This window comes from Thiorhodococcus drewsii AZ1 (genome assembly GCF_000224065.1).
GTDB classification, from domain to species: domain Bacteria; phylum Pseudomonadota; class Gammaproteobacteria; order Chromatiales; family Chromatiaceae; genus Imhoffiella; species Imhoffiella drewsii.
In genome coordinates, this window is record NZ_AFWT01000001.1 from 230,389 (window position 1) to 249,242 (window position 18,854).

The following is an 18,854-nucleotide window of genomic DNA, read 5'->3' on the forward strand; positions in this document are numbered from 1 at the left end:
CTTCCTCGGCCCTATGCTATTTTGACCGGATTTCAGCACACGGCAGGATCGCAATGGCATTGGACCGTTCCGACATCGAGAAGATCGCCCATCTGGCACGTCTGGCGATCGCACCCGAGCAGACCGAGCGTTACGCGTCGGATCTGAGCAACATCTTGGATCTGGTTGCCCAGATGGACGCCATCGACACCAGTCATGTCGAGCCCATGGCGCATCCATTGCACATGGCTCAGCGGCTGCGGCCCGATCAACCCACCGAATCGAACCAGCGCGAGCACTTCCAGTCCATCGCCCCGCTCACCGAAGACGGACTCTATCTGGTTCCGAAGGTCATCGAATAATGCAGAACAAATCGATCGCCCAATTGGCCGCCGACCTGCGGCTGCGCACCTACTCCAGCGTCGAACTGACCAAGCACTATCTGGAGCGTATCGCGCGGCTCGACCCGCGTCTGAACAGCTTCGTTACGGTCGCGGCCGACTCGGCCCTGGTCGCCGCCGAGCGCGCCGACCAGATGTTGAAGTCCGGCGAGGCCGGCCCGCTCACCGGCATCCCGATCGCCCATAAGGACATCTTCTGCACCCAGGGCATCAAGACCAGCTGCGGCTCGCGCATGCTCGACAACTTCGTCGCGCCCTATGACGCGACCGTCGTCGAGAAATTGGCCGCCGCTGGCGCCGTGGTGCTTGGCAAGACCAACATGGACGAATTCGCCATGGGGTCGAGCAACGAGACCAGTTTCTACGGACCGGTCAAGAATCCCTGGGACGAGACCAAGGTGCCCGGAGGCTCCTCGGGCGGTTCGGCGGCAGCCGTCGCCGCGCGTCTGTGCGCCGTTGCCACCGGGACCGACACTGGAGGCTCGATTCGTCAGCCGGCGGCGCTGTGCGGCATCACCGGCATCAAGCCCACCTACGGGCGTTGCTCGCGCTGGGGCATGATCGCCTTCGCCTCCTCGCTCGACCAGGCTGGCGTCATGGCGCGCTCCGCCGCCGATGCGGCCTTCCTCCTCGACGAGATGGCCGGCTTCGACAGCCGCGATTCCACCAGTGCCAACGTCCCGGTGCCGGACTATGTCGATGCGCTCGACGACGGCATCAAGGGCCTGAAGATCGGTCTGCCCAAGGAATACTTTGGGGACGGACTCGACAGCCGCGTCGCCGCCGTCATCCAGGATGCGATCAAGGAGTACGAGCGACTCGGTGCCGAGATCGTCGAGATCAGTCTGCCCAACAGCCCGCTCTCGGTTCCCGTCTATTACGTGGTTGCGCCGGCCGAGTGCTCGTCCAACCTGGCCCGCTTCGATGGGGTGCGCTACGGGCATCGCTGCGAGAATCCGGAGGATCTCGAAGACCTCTACAAGCGCAGTCGCGCCGAAGGCTTCGGGGCCGAGGTTCAGCGTCGCATCATGATCGGCGCCTACGTGCTGTCCGCCGGGTACTACGATGCCTATTACCTCAAGGCGCAGAAGATCCGTCATCTCATCGCCGACGATTTCAAGCGCGCCTTCGAGCAGGTCGACGTCATCATGGGACCCACCAGCCCCACCACGGCCTTTCCTATCGGCGACAAGATGGACGATCCGGTGTCCATGTACCTCAACGACATCTACACCATCGCCACCAACCTCGCGGGCCTGCCGGGGATGTCGATCCCTGTCGCGCCGGTCGACGGCATGCCGGTCGGATTGCAGATCATCGGCAACTATTTCGACGAGGCCCGGTTGCTCAACGTCGCGCATCAGTTCCAGCACGCGACGCATTGGCACCAGGCTGCGCCGGCTGGGTTCGAGTAAGGATTCATCGCTGTAGGGCGCAATAGCGCAGCCTATTGCGCCGTATGAATGCCGCTTCGGCGGCTTCAATTCGGCCTTTCGACTCCATGCCTTGGCGCACTTCGCGTCTTTGCGGTTCATTTTCAGATTCAGGCAGGCCAAGCCATGCAATGGGAAACCGTCATCGGTCTCGAGATCCATACCCAGCTCGCGACCCAATCCAAGATCTTTTCGGGTGCCCCGATCGCCTTCGGTGCCGAGCCCAACACCCAGGCATGCGCCATCGATCTGGGGCTGCCGGGCGTGCTGCCGGTGCTCAATGAGCAGGCGGTGACGTTTGCGGTGCGCTTCGGCAAGTCGATCGAGGCCGAGATCGCGCCGCGCTCCATCTTTGCGCGCAAGAATTACTTCTATCCGGACCTGCCGAAGGGCTATCAGATCAGCCAGTACGAGTTACCGGTGGTCGGTAAAGGGCAGGTCGAGATCGTCCTCGACGACGGCACGGTCAAGACCATCGGCGTGACGCGCGCCCATCTGGAAGAGGATGCGGGCAAGTCGCTGCATGAGGATTTCCAGGGTTTCACCGGCATCGATCTCAATCGTGCCGGCACGCCGCTGCTGGAGATCGTCTCGGAGCCCGATATGCGTTCGCCGCAGGAGGCGGTGGCCTACGCCAAGAAGATCCATCAAATCGTGCGTTACATCGGTATCAGCGACGGCAACATGCAGGAAGGCTCCTTCCGTATGGACGCCAACGTCTCGGTGCGTCCGGTCGGTCAGGAGGCGTTCGGCACCCGTGCCGAGATCAAGAATGTCAACTCGTTCCGCTTCCTTGAGAAGGCGATCCAGTTCGAGGTCGAGCGTCAGATCGACCTGATCGAGGGCGGCGGCACCGTGGTCCAGGAGACCCGTCTCTATGATGCGGACAAGGACGAGACGCGCTCGATGCGGACCAAGGAAGAGGCCAACGATTACCGCTATTTCCCCGATCCGGACCTGCTGCCGGTCGAAATCGACGCGGACTTCCTGGCGCGTGCGATCGCGGATCTTCCAGAACTGCCGGACGCCAAGCGGGCGCGTTTCCAGGCCGACTATGGTCTGTCCGAGTACGACGCGGGTCTGCTGACCGCGAGCCGCGAACTGGCCGACTATTTCGAGACGGTCGCGCGCGACAGCGGCGAGCCCAAGCTGGCGGCGAACTGGGTCAGCGGGGAGCTGATGGCGGCCCTCAACAAGACCGAGGTCGAGCTCGATGCGAGTCCGGTGAGTGCGTCCATGCTGGCTGGTCTGATTCGTCGCATCCAGGACGGGACCGTTTCGGGCAAGCTGGCCAAGCAGGTGTTCGAGGGGATGTGGAACGGCGGTGGCGACGCCGATCAGGTGATCGAGTCCCAGGGGCTCAAGCAGATCACGGACACGGGGGCCATTGAGGCCATGATCGATGCCATCATCGCGGCCAATCCGGCCCAGGTGGAGCAGTATCGCTCGGGCAAGGACAAAATCTTCGGTTTCTTCGTCGGTCAGACGATGAAGCAGAGCGGCGGCAAGGCCAATCCGGCCCAGGTCAACGAGATCCTCAAGCGCAAGCTGCAGCGGTGAGGTCGGACCTGGATGCCGCAGCGATTTCGTCTGCGGCGTCCAGGTCACGAGTGCTCAGGGTGCGAACTTGTAGAGAACGTCGGTGAGTTGTCCGCGCCAGTAGGCGTGGCGACCCTCGGGCAGCATCCAGGCCGCCTCGGCACGTGTCGGGACACGGATCCCGGTGCGGGTCTCGTAGTCCCAGAAGCGGGCTTCCCAGGGCGTTTCGATCATGTCTCCATGATCGAAACGATGACGCGCCTTGGCCCGCACGCTGCGGATCATTCCGTTTTCGTCGAATTCGAAGACCAGCGACACGCAGTTGTCGCCGTCGGACAGGGTCGCCTGGGCCGATTCGTCGTCGATCGGTTCCCAGGTGACGCCCTGGCTGGGCAGCAGCTTGGTCGGGTACCAGGCCGCTTCGGCCAGGAAGCGCATGAGTTCGCCCTGCGCCATTCGGGGGCTGCCGCCTTGTTCGTTGACCTTGAACAGTCCGAGGACGGCAGCCTTCATGAGGCCTTCGCCGGCGATGTAGGCGTCGTGCACGAAGACTTGGACGCCGGGTGCGCGGCGGATGCGGGCGTCCCAGTCGAATCCCGGCCGGTGGGTACTGACGACCTGATTGGATCTGAATGGAGCCCAGCGTTCGCCATGCTCCGCCATGTTGAATTGGCCGACGTGGCCGAGTTCGGCGACCGCGATCAGGGGTTGTCCGGGCATGAGCACCGTATCGAAGAAACGCTGCACGGGTGGCGGCAGGCCCTCCAGTTCGTCGGGGCTGAAGACCCGGCTGGGCAGTTGGGATCGCGTGCCTTCGAGACGGTTGCGCAACAGGCTCGTTTCCGATTGCCAGCGTGTGATCCCGTAGAGCAGGACCACGACCGGGACGAAGGTGAGGACGAAGAGCAGTGGTAGAACGACGCTGAGTAACATAACCGCTCCTTGGATCGAATGACTGCTTGAGGCCGCATTCGAGCCGGCTGGGTCTGTGTCTGGTTTGAAAGCGGGCAGCCTAAAAGACGAAACGTTCGTCCGTCCAGTCCTCGACGCGATCCTTGGGGGTCGGTTTTGGCGCCCCGATCCGGGGTCGCGAATTCGCATGCAAGCCGCGCCTGCTCGGGATTACACTCTCGTCCATCATCCAGCCGTTTCGGATCGCTGGCGGCGTCGGCTCTATCGAGCGTCGCTCAGGCGGAGGGCGGCCGCATCGGAGTCAACATGACAGCGCAGATCGCCAGCCGTTCGAGGCTGGAACATTTCCCCATCGCCTTCTTCGCGATGGTGATGGGGTTGACCGGGCTCACCATCGGCTGGGAGAAGGCTCAGGTCATACTGGGACTCGAATGGCCGCTCGCCGATGGACTGCTCGTCTTTGCTGCGACTGTCTTTGTCCTGCTCGCGACCCTCTATCTGGGCAAGCTGCTGCTGCGCCGTGCGGCCGTACTCCAAGAGCTGCGGCATCCGATCAAGCTCAATTTCTTTCCGACCATTTCCATCGGCCTGCTGTTGCTCGCAGCGGCCTTTCTCGACCGTCAGCCCTCGGTGAGTTTCGCGCTATGGGGTGCTGGCGCGTCGCTGCATCTGGCCTTGACCCTCTACATCATGAATGTCTGGATTCATCGCGAGCATTTTCAGGTCCACCACATGAATCCGGCCTGGTTCATTCCGGTGGTCGGAAATGCGCTGGTTCCGATTGCCGGGGTCGGTCTGGGGTTCGTCGAGGTCTCCTGGTTCTTCTTCAGCATCGGGATGCTGTTCTGGATCGTCCTGTTGTCGATTATCTTCAATCGGGTGCTGTTCCATCATCCGATCGAAGAGCGCCTGATGCCGACCCTGTTCATCCTGATCGCGCCGCCATCGGTTGGGTTCGTGGCCTACATGCAACTGGTTGAGGGGCTGGACAGCTTCGCTCGGGTGCTCTATTTCAGTGCGCTCTTCCTGACCCTGCTGCTTTTCACCCAGGCGCCGCGCTTTTTGCGCCTGAGTTTCTCGCTGACCTGGTGGGCCTACTCCTTCCCGCTCGCGGCCTTCAGCATTGCCAGTCTGGTGATGTTCGAGCGCACTGGCGTCGATTTTTACCGCTATCTCGGGGTCGGGATGCTCACCCTGTTGTCCGGCATCGTGCTGTGGCTTTTGGCCGCGACCGGGGTCGCGGTGCTCAAAGGCCGGGTTTGTCTCCCAGATCAATGAGCGCCAGCGCGGAAACCCCATTCATCCAAATGGGTCGACGGAAATCACTATGTCCATGACCAATCGGCCAGCCAGATCGAGAACCCTGTTTGCGATCGGCTATCTTTTGCTGACCTTCTGTGCGGGGCTGCTGCTCGTCTATCGCGTTGATCATGGGCGGGGCACGGATGCCGAACCAGCGCGGTTTCCGGAGCCTGCTCGGCCCGAGATCGTCGAGCCGATGGCGAAGGTGACAGTGCCGCCCGCCGCCGCTTCCAGGAAGGATGGCGGGTCTGTTGCTTCCGACCCTTTTGGTGAGATGCAGCGGAGACTGCAGCGCCTGGAGGATGAAATGGCCTCGCTGCGGCGTCAGCAGACCGCTTCCTTCGAGCGCGAGCATGCGCTCATCCTTGAAGAGCTGACCTCCATCGCCAAGGCGCACCAGGATCGACTGAACCGAGCCCGCGCACTGTTGCGCGAGACCAAAGACAATCAGGCCCGGTTGGACGCGGACCTCGCCTTCCTGCAGGCCCGTTACACGGAGGAGGGCTTGCGCGTCTCTGTGTCGGAGGCCGAGCTCGAGGCGGGGCCGGCGGGCGGCGTTTCCGAGCGCATCGCCCGGCTCGCGGATGTCCTTGCCCACAATCCGCGTCTGCGGCTGTCGTTGCGGGGGCGGGTCGATGGCGCTGGTTCAGCGTCGGGCGATCCGGTCGCGTTGGAGGCTGCCGCACGCGGGCTCCGCGATCGGCTGGTCGCCCAAGGGGGCGAGGCCGATCGGATCGAGCTGGAGACGTTGGGCGAGGGCCGACCGAATGCCGGGGACTCGGTGTCCGAGGGGCGTGCGCGCGGTGTCTCGGTCGATGTCTATTTCATCTCGCCCTGAGCGGTGCCTCTGTTGGGCGGGTGTCAGAGGGGAAAAAACGCGAGCCCTGGTGGCGCGGGTCTTATGATCGTCGGCCCGGCTGTGGTTTAATGCCGCTTTAAGGCCGCAGACGATCAACCGATGGCTTCCGAAATCTCCAGCCGCCAGGCTCGGATCGAACGCAATACCTTGGAGACCCAGATCCAGATCGAGATCGATCTCGACGGTAGCGGGTGCTCCCGTTTCCAAACCGGGGTTCCCTTCCTGGACCACATGTTGGATCAGGTCGCGCGCCATGGTCTGATCGATCTGGATATCCATGCCGTCGGCGATCTTCATATCGATGCGCATCATACGGTCGAGGACATCGGCATCACGCTCGGCCAGGCCTTGGCCAAGTCGCTGGGCGACAAGCGCGGGATCCGTCGCTACGGTCATGCCTACGTCCCCTTGGACGAGGCGCTGTCGCGCGTGGTGATCGATCTCTCGGGCCGCCCCGGGCTGGTCTACGAGGTCGACTTCAGTCGCGCCATGATCGGGGCCTTCGACGTGGATCTGTTCCAGGAGTTCTTCCACGGCCTGGTCAATCATGCCGGTATGACACTGCACATCGACAATCTGCGCGGCACCAACGCCCACCACCAGGCCGAGACCATCTTCAAGGCCTTCGGGCGTGCGCTGCGCATGGCGGTGGAGCCCGATCCGCGCATGGCGGGCATGACGCCATCGACCAAGGGGGCCTTGTAGGCCCATCCACACTGATCCGATTTTTCACGAACCGCGAGAGACCCATCCGGTGCTGTTGATCCCCGCAATCGATTTGAAGGACGGGCGCTGCGTGCGCCTGCGTCAAGGCCGCATGGACGACGAAACCATTTTTTCCGACGATCCGGTCGAGATGGCCGGTCGCTGGGTGCGCGAGGGCGCGCGTCGGCTGCATCTGGTCGACCTCAACGGTGCATTCGCCGGCGAGCCGGTGAACGGCGAGGCCATCCGTGGCATCGCGGCGGCCTATCCGGATCTGCCGATCCAGGTCGGCGGGGGCATCCGCGACGAGGCCACCATCGAGGCCTATCTCAGTGCCGGCGTGTCCTACTGCATCATCGGCACCCAGGCGGTGAAGGAGCCCGAGTTCGTCGCCCGCGCCTGTCGCGCCTTCCCCGGGCATGTGATGGTCGGGCTGGACGCCAAGGACGGTCAGGTCGCCATCAAGGGCTGGGCCGAGATTACCCCCTATCGGGTGGATGAACTGGCCAAGCGTTTCGAGGACGATGGCGTCTCGGCCATCGTCTATACGGACATCGGACGCGACGGCATGCTGAGCGGTCCCAATGTCGAGGCGACGCGCGCCCTGGCCGAGGCCATTCGTACGCCGGTGGTCGCTTCTGGAGGCATTACCGGTATCGAGGATATTCGGGCGCTCGCCGAGGCGGCTTCGAGCGGTATCTCTGCTGCTATCACCGGGCGCGCCATCTACGAGGGTACGCTCGATTTCGCCGAGGGTCAGCGGCTCGCCGACAGTCTCCGTCAGACCGGCTGAGCCCACCTGCGATCGATCCCATCAGGAGCTTCCATGAGCATGACTGACACCTGGCTCGATGCCATCAAATGGGACGCCGACGGGCTGGTTCCAGCCATCGCCCAGGAGGAGGGGACCGGGGTCATCCTGATGATGGCCTGGATGAATCGCGAGTCGCTATGTCTGACGCGCGAGACCGGTCACGCGGTCTATTGGTCGCGCTCGCGTGGGCGTCTATGGCACAAGGGCGAGGAATCGGGCCATCAGCAGATCGTGCGCGCGCTCCGTGTCGACTGCGATGGGGACGTCGTTTTGTTGCGGGTGGAACAGAAAGGCGGGATCGCCTGTCATACCGGGCGCCACACGTGTTTTTTCCGCGAACTGGATGCGAACGGCGACTGGGCGGAGGTTTCGCCCGTGCTCCAGGATCCGGATAGCATTTATCGCAACCCCTGATCGGAATCCTCAGAATATGACAGATGTCTTGACGCGCCTGGCCGAAGTCCTCGAAGAACGCAAGGCTGCGGACCCGGAGTCGTCCTATGTCGCGAAGCTCTATGCCAAGGGCTTGGACGCTATCCTCAAGAAGGTGGGCGAGGAGGCGACCGAGACGGTGATGGCGGCCAAGGATGGGGTTCCTGATAAGATTGTGTACGAGGTCGCGGATCTCTGGTTCCACACTTTGGTACTCTTGGCCCATCAGCAACTGGGGCCGGAGGCGGTGCTGGCCGAGTTGGATCGCCGCTTCGGGTTGTCCGGCTTGGAGGAAAAGGCGAGTCGGACCAAGTAAACTTGGATGCCTGTGGCGGTTCGAATCGCGAATAGAGTAGTATTACGCATTGGCTGCGGAACGCTTCGGTCGTCTCTGCGTGCCCGAACCCGCAAAAATGCGCCGGCGGGCGTGACCGACCAGTCTTCCAAAATCGACACTGAACGACAATCGACCGCCGTTTGCCGGCTGGTCTGGAGATAAAGCATGGGTGCGGGTGGAATCAGTATCTGGCAGCTTTTGATCATTCTGGTGATCGTGGTGTTGCTGTTCGGCACCAAGCGATTGAAGGGTATCGGCTCGGATCTTGGTAGTGCCGTCAAAGGTTTCCGCAGCGCCATGTCTCAGCAGGACTCTGAGGAAGAGAGCGCCCCGCGTGCAGAGTCCTCGGTGCAGGGGGATTCCGCCAAGCCGAAGACCGAGGACAAACCTCACGTCTGAGCACCTCTTGGAGCACGCGGGCATCGATCGGTTTAGGCCGTCGACGCCTACGGTGTCGCGATGAAGTCGTCTTTCCGGCGACGGTCGACGGAATGCCGTATCCGGCACGATCGCCATCCGGCGATGGTTGCTGACCGGCGTCTCGTTCGATACTCCCGGCTGTTCCGGCCCACCGTCTAGCGCGTTCCAGAAGGTTCCGCGTCCACTGCTTCCTAATCGAAAGAGCGACACCCATGCCCTCTGCGATGCAGCCCGACGATCCGGGCGCTGAACAGCCCTTCCTTTCCCATCTGGTCGAATTGCGTGATCGCATGATCCGCATGTCGATCGCGGTCGGCCTGGTGGTGCTGTTGGTGTTTCCCTTCGCCAACGACCTCTACTCCTACGTAGCGGCACCCTTGCTGGCACAGCTTCCGGCCGGAAACACCATGATCGCCACTCAGGTGGCCTCCCCCTTCCTCACGCCGTTCAAGCTGGCGTTGGTTGGGGCCGTGTTTCTTTCCATGCCCTATCTGCTCTATCAGCTCTGGGCCTTCGTCGCGCCTGGGCTCTATCAGCATGAGAAGCGCCTGGCCGTGCCGCTGCTGATTTCGAGCATCCTGCTTTTCTACGTCGGTATGGCGTTCGCCTACTTCGTGGTGTTCCCGCTGGTCTTCGCATTCATGGCCGGGACTACGCCCGCCGGCGTCGAGATGATGACCGACATCTCGTCCTATCTGGATTTCGTGCTGACGCTCTTCTTCGCCTTCGGTCTGGCGTTCGAGATTCCCATCGCGACCATCCTGCTGGTGGCCATCGGCGCCGTGACGCCTGATGTGCTCGCCAGCAAGCGGCCCTACGTCGTCGTCGGCGTCTTCGTTGTCGGCATGCTGCTGACCCCGCCCGACGTCATTTCTCAGACCCTGCTGGCCCTGCCCATGTGGCTGCTGTTCGAGCTCGGAGTCTTCTTCTCGCGCATCCTGTTACGTCAGCGCGAGAAGGAGGGGCGGGGGCCGGGGCCGGACTCGGGTGGAGCCTTGACGACTCCCTCGGTGTCCACGTCTAAGCCTGGCGCGACCTCCGGGCCGGCGGCTGGCGGTGCGGGTCAGTCGGTTGCGGCCGGATCTTCCGAGGGCTGGCATCCTCTGAGCGAGGACGAAATGGAGGCCGAGCTCGACCTCATCGATGTCGCCGAGGGCGAATCCCGCGATCAGGACGCACCCGTCGCCGCACCGGCTGCTGGCGGATCCGTCAATTCAATCGAGGAGAAGATTCGTCGCGCGAATCGGCTGCGAGAATTGGACAACGAGTTCGCCGCCCGCCAGGTGCTCTACGAGGTCTTGGAGGAAGGGGACGCGGATCAACGCCGGGTCGCGCGCAACATCCTGCTTCAGCTGGATCAAGGCTGATTGGATGTGGCTCGACCCGTTGATGGCTATTTCGGTGCCCCAGGTCGCACTTTCGCCACCTGTTTCCTGAACCTATGTGCGTATTGCTGTTATCAATGTCTTTGCTGGGATACTATCAATCGTCATTATTGGGCGAAAGGTAGGGTATGACCGTGGGAGCTGGATCTCAGATTCATTACAAACAGAACCGGTTGAAACAACTGCGGGCGTTCTGTCATGCCGCGCGGACTGGTAGCGTCAGTGCCGCAGCGGAAAAGATCTTTCTCAGTCAGCCGACCGTGTCCCTGCAGATCCAGGCCTTGGAGCGTGAATTCGGGACCGTGCTCTTCGAGCGCCGTGGACCGAAAATCAAGCTGACTCCAGAGGGCGATCTGCTGTTCCAGATGGCGGAGCCCCTCGTCGAGGGTATGGATAAGCTCCATGAGACCTTCGCGACCCAATGTGGTCGCGTGGATCAGGGGGTGCTCAACATCGCCGCCGGCGAATCGACCATTCTCTATATCCTGCCCGACCCAGTGCAGTCATTCGTCGACCAGTATCCGGGGATCGAGCTCAAGCTTCACAACGTGACCGGGCGCGATGGTCTGGCGATGTTGCGGGCGGATGAGGTGGATCTTGCCGTGGGCTCCATGCTGGAGATCCCGGATGACATCACCTATCGGCCCTTCGTCACCTATCAGCCGACCCTGATCACGCCCAAGGACCATCCGCTCGCGGAAAAAAAGTCCGTCACCCTCGATGAGATCACGCCCTATGGGCTCATCCTGCCTCCGCGCCATCTGAGTACCTGGAGAATGGTGGATCTCGTCTTCAAGCAGCACAATCTCGGCTACCGGGTCACCATGGAAGCGGGTGGCTGGGAAGTCATCAAGAAATACGTCGAGCTTGGTCTAGGCATCTCGATCGTGACCGACGTCTGTCTCACAGGTGACGAAAACCTGGGAGTCATCCCCATCGGACAGTATTTCCCCAAGCGCAGCTACGGTATTGTGCAACGCCGAGGGAAATTCCTGTCACCTCAGACCAAGTGTTTTATCAAGACGCTTGATCGGGCCTTTGCGGACCGGATCGTGGAGCCGCAACCCCAAACCGTCGGCGATGCCGAATGGGAAGATGCCTTTCTGGGCTGAGAATCTCGGAAGTCATCTCTGAAGCCAACCACCGGAGACACGGATCGAGCGTTCCGTGTTTTGCGCCGGACGGCAAACCGACGGTTAAGTTCCCGCATATCGGACGTGTGGCCTGCTTGCGCTGGCGAACTTAACCGCCGCCTATTGTACTAACTCTTTGTACCACCAACGAAAGAAGGCTTTTTGAAACCTTACCTACTATGGACCTGACAAAACAAATTGGCCAACGTCTGCGTGCGGCCCGGCAGGAGCAGAAGCTCAGTCTTTCTGACCTTTCCGGTCGTACCAACTCCCTCTCCAAGTCTCGCATCAGCAACTACGAGCAAGGAATTCGCCGGATGGGGCTAGAGGAGGCCCATGAGTTGTCGGTCGCCCTCGGAACTGTAACGCCAACCTATCTGTTGTGCCTCGACGACAAGGATCCGCTGTCGCCGCAGGAGCGTCAGCTGGTGGAACTCTGCCGCCAGACCGACGATCGTGGACGGGAGACGCTCATCAAGCTTGCCGAAGCTGAGGTCGTACTCGGCGTCGTGTCGGAGGAGCCCGTCAGCGAGGACTTCGAGGTTTCGGAGTCCTGATCTAGCGCGCGATTTCGGGCGCATCCGAGTGAGAAGCGTCTGGGACCGGCATCTGAAAACACCCGTCGAGTCGACGGGTGTTTTTTTGCCCTTTTTCCAGTCAAGGTGCTTATTTGTAGGCGCCCACACCGCAGAAGAAGCCGCCGTCGTTGGTCATGACGTAACTGGTCTTTTCGCGAATCTCATCCGAGCCCGGATAGGGCCACTTGTAGTCGACCCAGCCTTCGCCGGAGGTTTTTGCGACCTCGATCATGTTCTTGAACAGGGTATCGCCGTATTTGTTGAAATCCAGCAGGTTCTTGCCGACCAGTTCGGGTTTCATGGCGTGCGAGAGCATGACGCCGTCCATATCCATGCAGAAGACGTAGAGATCCTTCTCCTTGAAGCCACCATCGTCCGCCGCGAAGGCGGCGAACGCCTTGTCCTGTCCCATCGTGTTGACGGCGGTTTGTGCCTTCTGTGACATGGCCTTGGCTTCGTCGGGGGTTGCCATCTCTCCGGCCAGGGCGAGGTTGAAGGTGCCGCACAGGAGCGCGCCGGCCGCAATAGCGGTCAATCTTGAGATCATGCCTGGTTCTCCTCGTCGTTCTTATGTGAGTTCTTTGATGCCCGAAGGCAGAGCGACCTTAGTATAAAAACCGGGCCAGATCTAGCCCGGTGGGGACGCTCCGTGTCGGGGATGGGCGCATTGCTTCCCGCTATCTGGGTGCCGCAGACGTTTCGGAAACAGGGCCGCTACGAAAATCGGACAGCTGTTGTTGGACGATTCCTCAGCAGATACGCGGCAGCTGCTCGCCTGCGAGCCAGTCGACGATTCGGCTTCCGCCGAATCCTGTCTCCATTTGCACGAAGTGCAGATCGTCCTCGACAACCGCGCCGATGATCGCGGACTCAGAGCCCAGGGGGTGAGCGCGCATCGTTGCCAACAGATGTTCGGCGCGGTCGGCGGGACAGATGGCGATCAGCTTGCCTTCGTTGGCGACGTAAAGCGGGTCGAGTCCCAGCAGCTCGCAGGCCGCAGACACCTCCGCCTTGATCGGAATGCACTCCTCGCGGATCTGCATGCCCACGCCGGACTGGAACGCCAGTTCGTTCAAGGTCGTTGCCAGTCCACCTCGGGTCGGGTCGCGCAGACAGTGGATTTCGGGCACGCTGGCGACCATGGCTGCGACCAGATCGTGCAGGGCGGCCGTGTCGGAGTGGATTTCGGTCGCAAATCCCAGATTCTCACGTTTCGAGAGGATGGAAACGCCGTGGTCGCCGATGCTGCCGCTGACCAGGATGGCGTCGCCTGGGCGTGCCAGGTCGCCGGATATCTGGATCCCGTCTGGTACCACGCCAATGCCTGTGGTGGTGATGAAGACGCCATCGCCCTTGCCGCGCTCGACGACCTTGGTGTCACCCGTGACGATCGGTACGCCGGCGGCCTTCGCCGCCTCGCCCATGCTCTGGACGATGCGGACCAGATCGTCCAGGGGGAACCCTTCTTCGATGATAAAGCCGGCGGACAGATAGAGCGGTCGGGCGCCGGCCATGGCGACGTCGTTGATGGTTCCGTGCACGGACAGACAGCCGATGTCGCCGCCGGGAAAGAACAGGGGAGAGATGACATGGCCGTCGGTGCTCATGACCAGTCTTCCGGCGGGCGGAGAGAACAGCGCCTGATCGTTGCCCTGGGCGAGTAGGCCGTTGTCGAGCGCGGCCTGGAAGACCTCTGCGATGAGTTGCGCTGTGGCTCGGCCGCCGGCGCCGTGACTCATGTCCACGGTGCCGCGTTTCAGGTCCAGTCGGAGAGGGAAGCGTCGGTCTGTCATGGGTGGAAATGTGTCGCCGTGGTCTGGGTGAAGGAGGCTCGCCAGTTCGGTCGTTCTGATCGAGCGCATGCGTTCGCCGTGGGGCGATGGTTCGGTTCAGGGGCCGCGTCGGGGTTTATGGTTTGAGCGATGGCCGTTCAAGGCGAGCGCTTCCTGTCGTCGAACGCGACGATCGCAATCTGCCAGCCGCTTCGCAACCGCGCAAGTCGAGTCCGGGAATCGGGGGCGCCGCTTGCTGGCATGATGCCTTTGGCGCGTTGGGGTCAAGACCTTCGGTCAGCCTTTCGGCTCGGCGATCACGCGGTTGCGTCCTTCGGATTTGGCGCGGTAGAGCAGTTGGTCGGCGCGCTGGATCAGGGATTCCGCCGTGTCGTCGGGCACGAGTTCCGTTACGCCGATGCTGGTCGAAATCCTGCATTCCTCTCCGCAGGGTCTCAGTGTGCCGATCTCTTTGCGCAGACGTTCTGCGGCGTCGGTCGCGGCGAGGAGCGGGGCGTCCTGCATGTAGAGAATGAATTCCTCGCCGCCGAAACGCCCGGGCAGGTCCGCGCTGCGAACCTTGGCGACCAGCAGTGCGGCGACCGCGATCAGAACTGCGTCGCCGCCGGTATGTCCGAACCGGTCGTTGATGCTCTTGAAGTGATCGAGATCCATCATCAGCAGCGACAGTTGGCGGTTGCGCGTCTGCGCGTGATCGATGCTCTGACGTAGCCGTTCCATGAAATAACGCCGATTGGCGATTCCGGTCAGCGGATCCGTGCGCGCCAGTTTTTCTGCGCGCGCGTTGGCCATGAGCAGATCCTGATTGGTCTTGCGCAGATCCCGCACCAGTCTCGACATCTCGATCGCGAGGTGTCCCATCCGCTCGATGATGTCGCTGTCCTCGGCGTTGGCGAGTTCGCCGATGAGCAGCGCCCCGTCTCCAAGCTGGTAGGCATGGAACAGAAAGGTTTCGCCCGATCTGCGGTCGATCAGGACGTGCGTGATCGCCGTGCGTTGAGCGATACCGGCCTCGATATCCGGCGATTCACCGCTCGTGCTGGTGAAGAAGCTTGCGACCGTTTCACCGTCGGGCCGGTTGAAGCCGGCGAAACGTGAACGAAAGGCGATATTGGATTCTCGGATTCGGCCCTCCGCGTCCAGCTCGATGACGAGCAGGCGACCGGAGCTCATCACGTGGCGCTTCAGCGCCCACAAAAGATCCTTCTCGTGAGCATGGTCGAGATTCATGCGGCGGAGGGCAGGGTGCGAGCCCAGTCGACAGCCGACTCGCAGTCCGGGAGTGAAAGGTCGGCGCCGAGCCATTCGGCCAGTGACGGTGCCGTGAGCAAGGCGCGGCCCCCGACCAGGATGTGGGTGTTCGAGTCCGCCGGGAGCGACGCGCGCAGAGTCTCGATGACCTTGCGTGCGATCGGAACGTTGCTGGGCAGGCTGATCGACAGGGCAACGAAGCGCGGGGAGACGCGCCGAGCCGCCTCGGTGATGCCCTCCAGCGTGGTGTCGCCCGGGAGCAGGGTGACGTTCCAGCCATCCAATTCGAGACAGGCCGAGACCATCCAAGCGCCCAGTTCATGGAACTCGTTGGTGACGGGGGCAACGATCGCCTCGCCTCGGTGGGCCGCCGGGAAGGGCTGGGCGTAATAGAGGGTCGATAGCATCAGATAGGCTGTGGATGTTGCCTGGTGCTCCATGGCAATGGAGACGTCGCCGTTCTCCCAGCGCTCGCCGATCTCGAACATTGCGGGGTAGACGATGTATTGGAGCAATTTGGGAAAAGGCAAGCCGTTGTCCAGCAGACGATGGCAGTGCTCCAGTGCGTTGAGGTAATCGCCCGCGATCAATGATTCGAGAATCGCGGCATAGGCCTCGTGCAATTCCTGCGGAATTCCTGGTCCTTCGATGCGATAGGCCTCGGCGGCATGGATGATGTCTTGATGCGCACCGAGTATCCAGTCGTAGAGGTCGAGCAGGCAATGGGCCTCAAGCGCGGGCAATTGCGCCTGAATCGCTTCCTTCCAGGCCAGGTTCCGGGCGAGGAAATATTCGTAGGGAACGCCTTGCCCATGGTAGGCGTGGTAGGACCAGGACAGAACCTTGGCCAGGAGTTTGAAATCGTTCGTGCGAAGGATTCCCGCAATGAGCGCGGCGTGATTGCGGTGGTTGATTTCGAGCAGACGGAAGGGATTGCCGTTGAGAAAAGCGGCGATCTTCGGGTGGTGTGCCAGCCGGCTCGAAACCTGAGAGGCCAGTGCATCGGCGCGTTCGGCGTAAAGTTGCGCGGCGACCGGTGGACACGGGATCAGGGCCGCGATTCTGTTGGTGAGCGCGTTGGTCCGATCGGTGTTGATCGAGTTTTGAGTGGGCATCGTAAACGCGGATCATACAGATGAGAGTTCATATGGGATCCCTCCAGCGGCGTGTCACGACGGCGCGACTACTGCGCAGCTCAATCCATTCGTTTCGTTTTGGCACATCCTGATGTCGCGGACCGGATGTCGGTCGAGCCAGCGGCATGATCCTTCCACGATCGGCTTCAAGTTTCGTTGCCGTGAGCGACCGCCAGCTTGCAATTATGCGCCGAGTTGTCGGATCGCCAAAACCGTTGGTCCTATCATCCGGTTCCAACGGCGTCTTCCCGATGGTGCGAGGAATAGGCTGTTGTCCATGCTGGGAGGCTGGCTGGGATCCCCAAGTTGCAGTGGGCCACAGCGCCGCGAGGATAACGCAAGCCACTCCGGGCATGTTCTGTCCGGGAAACGCCGACGTACGTCGGCGATCCCAGGTTACATCCAATTTTTCGGCGACTAGACGGCTCGGTAGATGGCTGCGCCATCCTGCCGGAACTCCCGCGCCTTCTCCTTCAGCCCCTCTTCCACCGCCGTCTCGACGTTCTCGATCCGATGGCTCTCCGCATAGTCGCGCACATCCTGCGTGATCTTCATCGAGCAGAAGTGCGGGCCGCACATGGAGCAGAAGTGGGCGACCTTGTGCGACATGTGCGGCATGGTCTGGTCGTGGTATTCGCGAGCGCGTTCGGGATCGAGCGAGAGGTTGAACTGGTCCTCCCAGCGGAACTCGAAGCGGGCCTTGGACAGGGCGTTGTCCTGGATCTGGGCGCCCGGCAGGCCCTTGGCCAGATCGGCGGCGTGGGCGGCAATCTTGTAGGTGACGATGCCGTCGCGCACGTCCTGCTTGTCGGGCAGACCCAGATGCTCCTTGGGCGTGACGTAGCAGAGCATGGCGGTGCCGTACCAGCCGATGTTGGCGGCGCCGATGCCCGAGGTGATGTGGTCGTAGGCCGGTGCGATGTCCGTCACCAATGGCCCGAGTGTGTAGAAGGGCGCCTCATAACAGTCGGCCAGTTCCTTGGTCATGTTGTCCTGGACCATCTGCAGCGGGACGTGGCCTGGGCCTTCGATCATGACCTGGACATCGTGCTCCCAGGCGACCTTGGTCAGCTCGCCCAGGGTTTCGAGTTCGGCGAACTGGGCGCGGTCGTTGGCGTCGGCCAGCGAGCCGGGGCGCAGTCCGTCGCCCAGACTGAAGGCTACGTCGTAGGCCTGCATGATCTCGCAGATCTCGGCGAAATGGGTGTAGAGGAAGTTTTCCTGGTGATGCGCGAGACACCACTTGGCGAGGATGGAGCCGCCGCGCGAGACGATGCCGGTGAGGCGGTCGGCGGTCAACGGCACGTAGCGCAGCAGAACCCCGGCATGGATGGTGAAATAGTCGACGCCCTGCTCGGCCTGTTCGATGAGCGTATCGCGCACGATCTCCCAGCTCAGCTCCTCGGGCTTTCCGTCCACCTTCTCCAGCGCCTGGTAGATGGGCACGGTGCCGATCGGCATGGGCGCGTTGCGCAGGATCCACTCGCGCGTTTCGTGGATGTTCTTGCCGGTAGAGAGGTCCATCAGGGTGTCGCCGCCCCAGCGCGCCGACCAGACCATCTTCTCGACCTCCTGCTCGATCGAGGAGGTCAGGGCCGAGTTGCCGATGTTGGTGTTGATCTTCACCCGGAAGTTGCGCCCGATGATCATGGGCTCGACCTCGGGGTGGTTGATGTTGGCCGGGATGATGGCGCGTCCGCGCGCGATCTCCTCGCGCACGAATTCGGGGGTGATGGTTTCGGGGAGCGCGGCACCGAAGGATTGGCCGGGGTGCTGGCGCAACACCTTGGCGTAACGCGGGTCGGCACGCAGCTCGTCGAGACGCATGTTCTCCCGGATGGCGACGTATTCCATCTCGGGCGTGATGATCCCCTGACGCGCATAGTGCATCTGGGTCACGTTGCGGCCGGACTTGGCGCGGCGCGGCGTGCGCAGATGTTCGAAACGCAGATGGGCCAACTCGGGGTCGTGCTGGCGCGCGCGTCCGAAGGCCGATGAGGGGCCGTCCAATAGCTCGGTGTCGCCGCGCTCTTCGATCCAGGTGGTGCGAACGTCCGCGAGACCGGCGAGCAGGTCGATTCGGGCGTTTGGATCCGTGTACGGCCCCGAGGTATCGTAGACGAACACCGGCGGGTTCTCTTCCTCACCTTCATTGGTGTGGGTCGGGGTCAGGGAAACCTCGCGCATGGGCACGCGCAGATCGGGTCTGGATCCGGTGACATGGATCTTGCGCGAATTAGGGAAGGGCCGCGTGACCTCCTCTGAGAGCTGGGTGGTCTTGCGGACGAAGTCTTGCGGAATGGCGCTCATCTGGTTTCCTCAATAACGAATCGGGCGCGTCATGGCGCCAGGGGCCCATCGGTGGCTCGTTAACTGCCGGATGTCGGGGCGGAGGCCAGGCGCGGCGAGCGGGCGGGGGAGAGTCGATCGGGCGGAACGCGCGAG

The 18,854-nt window shown here is 62.2% G+C and carries 19 protein-coding genes; 13 read left to right on the forward strand and 6 right to left on the reverse strand.

Annotated elements, in window-relative coordinates; translation table 11 throughout:
* Positions 1 to 53 precede the first annotated feature (53 nt).
* From gatC to gatB, 3 genes are read left to right on the forward strand one after another with little or no spacing between them, the layout of a single operon-like run.
* A complete protein-coding gene (gatC, locus tag THIDRDRAFT_RS00970; RefSeq protein ID WP_007038910.1) occupies positions 54 to 341 on the forward strand; it encodes an Asp-tRNA(Asn)/Glu-tRNA(Gln) amidotransferase subunit GatC in 288 nt (95 codons plus the stop codon).
* Positions 341 to 1,795, forward strand: coding sequence for an Asp-tRNA(Asn)/Glu-tRNA(Gln) amidotransferase subunit GatA (gatA, locus tag THIDRDRAFT_RS00975; protein ID WP_007038911.1), 1,455 nt, complete (start codon positions 341 to 343; stop codon positions 1,793 to 1,795). Before gatC ends, gatA begins: the two co-directional genes overlap by 1 nt.
* A gap of 48 nt (positions 1,796 to 1,843) precedes the next feature.
* A complete protein-coding gene (gatB, locus tag THIDRDRAFT_RS00980) occupies positions 1,844 to 3,373 on the forward strand; it encodes an Asp-tRNA(Asn)/Glu-tRNA(Gln) amidotransferase subunit GatB (protein ID WP_281054750.1) in 1,530 nt (509 codons plus the stop codon).
* 54 nt (positions 3,374 to 3,427) lie between these two features.
* On the opposite strand, the gene THIDRDRAFT_RS00985 is transcribed toward gatB, so the two are convergent.
* Complete coding sequence (locus THIDRDRAFT_RS00985; RefSeq protein ID WP_007038913.1) at positions 3,428 to 4,285, reverse strand: DUF6920 family protein; 858 nt, start codon at positions 4,283 to 4,285, stop codon at positions 3,428 to 3,430.
* A gap of 285 nt (positions 4,286 to 4,570) precedes the next feature.
* Between THIDRDRAFT_RS00985 and THIDRDRAFT_RS00990 the strand changes: the two genes are divergently transcribed.
* The 10 genes from THIDRDRAFT_RS00990 to THIDRDRAFT_RS01035 all read left to right on the forward strand — a co-directional run bounded on the left by THIDRDRAFT_RS00990 (position 4,571) and on the right by THIDRDRAFT_RS01035 (position 12,208).
* On the forward strand, positions 4,571 to 5,542 hold the full coding sequence (locus THIDRDRAFT_RS00990) for an SLAC1 anion channel family protein (protein WP_007038914.1): 972 nt from the start codon (positions 4,571 to 4,573) through the stop codon (positions 5,540 to 5,542).
* 55 nt (positions 5,543 to 5,597) lie between these two features.
* Positions 5,598 to 6,404 (forward strand): OmpA family protein, encoded by an 807-nt coding sequence (locus tag THIDRDRAFT_RS00995; protein ID WP_139058574.1) that lies wholly within the window; start codon positions 5,598 to 5,600, stop codon positions 6,402 to 6,404.
* 120 nt (positions 6,405 to 6,524) lie between these two features.
* The gene (gene hisB / locus THIDRDRAFT_RS01000) at positions 6,525 to 7,130 is read left to right on the forward strand and encodes an imidazoleglycerol-phosphate dehydratase HisB (protein WP_007038916.1); all 606 of its coding nucleotides are present in this window, start codon (positions 6,525 to 6,527) and stop codon (positions 7,128 to 7,130) included.
* Positions 7,131 to 7,179: 49 nt separating this feature from the next.
* A complete protein-coding gene (gene hisA / locus THIDRDRAFT_RS01005) occupies positions 7,180 to 7,923 on the forward strand; it encodes a 1-(5-phosphoribosyl)-5-[(5-phosphoribosylamino)methylideneamino]imidazole-4-carboxamide isomerase (protein WP_007038917.1) in 744 nt (247 codons plus the stop codon).
* 39 nt (positions 7,924 to 7,962) lie between these two features.
* A complete protein-coding gene (gene hisI, locus THIDRDRAFT_RS01010) occupies positions 7,963 to 8,358 on the forward strand; it encodes a phosphoribosyl-AMP cyclohydrolase (protein ID WP_139058578.1) in 396 nt (131 codons plus the stop codon).
* A 16-nt stretch (positions 8,359 to 8,374) separates the two neighbouring features.
* Complete coding sequence (locus THIDRDRAFT_RS01015; RefSeq protein WP_007038919.1) at positions 8,375 to 8,692, forward strand: phosphoribosyl-ATP diphosphatase; 318 nt, start codon at positions 8,375 to 8,377, stop codon at positions 8,690 to 8,692.
* 186 nt (positions 8,693 to 8,878) lie between these two features.
* Positions 8,879 to 9,112: a twin-arginine translocase TatA/TatE family subunit gene (tatA, locus tag THIDRDRAFT_RS01020; RefSeq protein ID WP_007038920.1), complete on the forward strand. Its 234-nt coding sequence runs from the start codon at positions 8,879 to 8,881 to the stop codon at positions 9,110 to 9,112.
* Positions 9,113 to 9,345: 233 nt separating this feature from the next.
* Complete coding sequence (gene tatC / locus THIDRDRAFT_RS01025) at positions 9,346 to 10,500, forward strand: twin-arginine translocase subunit TatC (RefSeq protein WP_007038921.1); 1,155 nt, start codon at positions 9,346 to 9,348, stop codon at positions 10,498 to 10,500.
* A 146-nt stretch (positions 10,501 to 10,646) separates the two neighbouring features.
* Positions 10,647 to 11,630: a LysR family transcriptional regulator gene (locus THIDRDRAFT_RS01030; RefSeq protein ID WP_007038922.1), complete on the forward strand. Its 984-nt coding sequence runs from the start codon at positions 10,647 to 10,649 to the stop codon at positions 11,628 to 11,630.
* Between the two features lie 200 nt (positions 11,631 to 11,830).
* The gene (locus THIDRDRAFT_RS01035; RefSeq protein ID WP_007038923.1) at positions 11,831 to 12,208 is read left to right on the forward strand and encodes a helix-turn-helix domain-containing protein; all 378 of its coding nucleotides are present in this window, start codon (positions 11,831 to 11,833) and stop codon (positions 12,206 to 12,208) included.
* Between the two features lie 109 nt (positions 12,209 to 12,317).
* Here THIDRDRAFT_RS01035 and THIDRDRAFT_RS01040 read toward each other — a convergent pair whose 3' ends face one another.
* The 5 genes from THIDRDRAFT_RS01040 to thiC all read right to left on the reverse strand — a co-directional run bounded on the left by THIDRDRAFT_RS01040 (position 12,318) and on the right by thiC (position 18,719).
* Positions 12,318 to 12,776 (reverse strand): cache domain-containing protein, encoded by a 459-nt coding sequence (locus THIDRDRAFT_RS01040; RefSeq protein ID WP_007038924.1) that lies wholly within the window; start codon positions 12,774 to 12,776, stop codon positions 12,318 to 12,320.
* 202 nt (positions 12,777 to 12,978) lie between these two features.
* Complete coding sequence (gene hypE / locus THIDRDRAFT_RS01045) at positions 12,979 to 14,022, reverse strand: hydrogenase expression/formation protein HypE (protein WP_007038925.1); 1,044 nt, start codon at positions 14,020 to 14,022, stop codon at positions 12,979 to 12,981.
* Between the two features lie 276 nt (positions 14,023 to 14,298).
* A complete protein-coding gene (locus tag THIDRDRAFT_RS01050) occupies positions 14,299 to 15,195 on the reverse strand; it encodes a GGDEF domain-containing protein (protein WP_245535749.1) in 897 nt (298 codons plus the stop codon).
* 53 nt (positions 15,196 to 15,248) lie between these two features.
* On the reverse strand, positions 15,249 to 16,388 hold the full coding sequence (locus THIDRDRAFT_RS01055) for a cobalamin B12-binding domain-containing protein (RefSeq protein WP_007038927.1): 1,140 nt from the start codon (positions 16,386 to 16,388) through the stop codon (positions 15,249 to 15,251).
* 438 nt (positions 16,389 to 16,826) lie between these two features.
* Positions 16,827 to 18,719, reverse strand: coding sequence for a phosphomethylpyrimidine synthase ThiC (thiC, locus tag THIDRDRAFT_RS01060; RefSeq protein ID WP_007038928.1), 1,893 nt, complete (start codon positions 18,717 to 18,719; stop codon positions 16,827 to 16,829).
* Positions 18,720 to 18,854: the final 135 nt, after the last annotated feature.

Coding starts and splice junctions, on each gene's coding strand:
- THIDRDRAFT_RS01040 (WP_007038924.1), bottom strand. CDS start 12,776: ATGATCTCAAGATTGACCGCTATTGCGGCCGGCGCGCTCCTGTGCGGC.
- THIDRDRAFT_RS01050 (WP_245535749.1), bottom strand. CDS start 15,195: ATGAGCTCCGGTCGCCTGCTCGTCATCGAGCTGGACGCGGAGGGCCGA.
- gatB (WP_281054750.1), top strand. CDS start 1,844: ATGCCGCTTCGGCGGCTTCAATTCGGCCTTTCGACTCCATGCCTTGGC.
- tatA (WP_007038920.1), top strand. CDS start 8,879: ATGGGTGCGGGTGGAATCAGTATCTGGCAGCTTTTGATCATTCTGGTG.
- hisI (WP_139058578.1), top strand. CDS start 7,963: ATGACTGACACCTGGCTCGATGCCATCAAATGGGACGCCGACGGGCTG.
- THIDRDRAFT_RS00985 (WP_007038913.1), bottom strand. CDS start 4,285: ATGTTACTCAGCGTCGTTCTACCACTGCTCTTCGTCCTCACCTTCGTC.
- THIDRDRAFT_RS01035 (WP_007038923.1), top strand. CDS start 11,831: ATGGACCTGACAAAACAAATTGGCCAACGTCTGCGTGCGGCCCGGCAG.
- THIDRDRAFT_RS01030 (WP_007038922.1), top strand. CDS start 10,647: ATGACCGTGGGAGCTGGATCTCAGATTCATTACAAACAGAACCGGTTG.
- thiC (WP_007038928.1), bottom strand. CDS start 18,719: ATGAGCGCCATTCCGCAAGACTTCGTCCGCAAGACCACCCAGCTCTCA.
- gatA (WP_007038911.1), top strand. CDS start 341: ATGCAGAACAAATCGATCGCCCAATTGGCCGCCGACCTGCGGCTGCGC.
- gatC (WP_007038910.1), top strand. CDS start 54: ATGGCATTGGACCGTTCCGACATCGAGAAGATCGCCCATCTGGCACGT.
- THIDRDRAFT_RS00995 (WP_139058574.1), top strand. CDS start 5,598: ATGACCAATCGGCCAGCCAGATCGAGAACCCTGTTTGCGATCGGCTAT.
- THIDRDRAFT_RS00990 (WP_007038914.1), top strand. CDS start 4,571: ATGACAGCGCAGATCGCCAGCCGTTCGAGGCTGGAACATTTCCCCATC.
- THIDRDRAFT_RS01055 (WP_007038927.1), bottom strand. CDS start 16,388: ATGCCCACTCAAAACTCGATCAACACCGATCGGACCAACGCGCTCACC.
- THIDRDRAFT_RS01015 (WP_007038919.1), top strand. CDS start 8,375: ATGACAGATGTCTTGACGCGCCTGGCCGAAGTCCTCGAAGAACGCAAG.
- tatC (WP_007038921.1), top strand. CDS start 9,346: ATGCCCTCTGCGATGCAGCCCGACGATCCGGGCGCTGAACAGCCCTTC.
- hypE (WP_007038925.1), bottom strand. CDS start 14,022: ATGACAGACCGACGCTTCCCTCTCCGACTGGACCTGAAACGCGGCACC.
- hisB (WP_007038916.1), top strand. CDS start 6,525: ATGGCTTCCGAAATCTCCAGCCGCCAGGCTCGGATCGAACGCAATACC.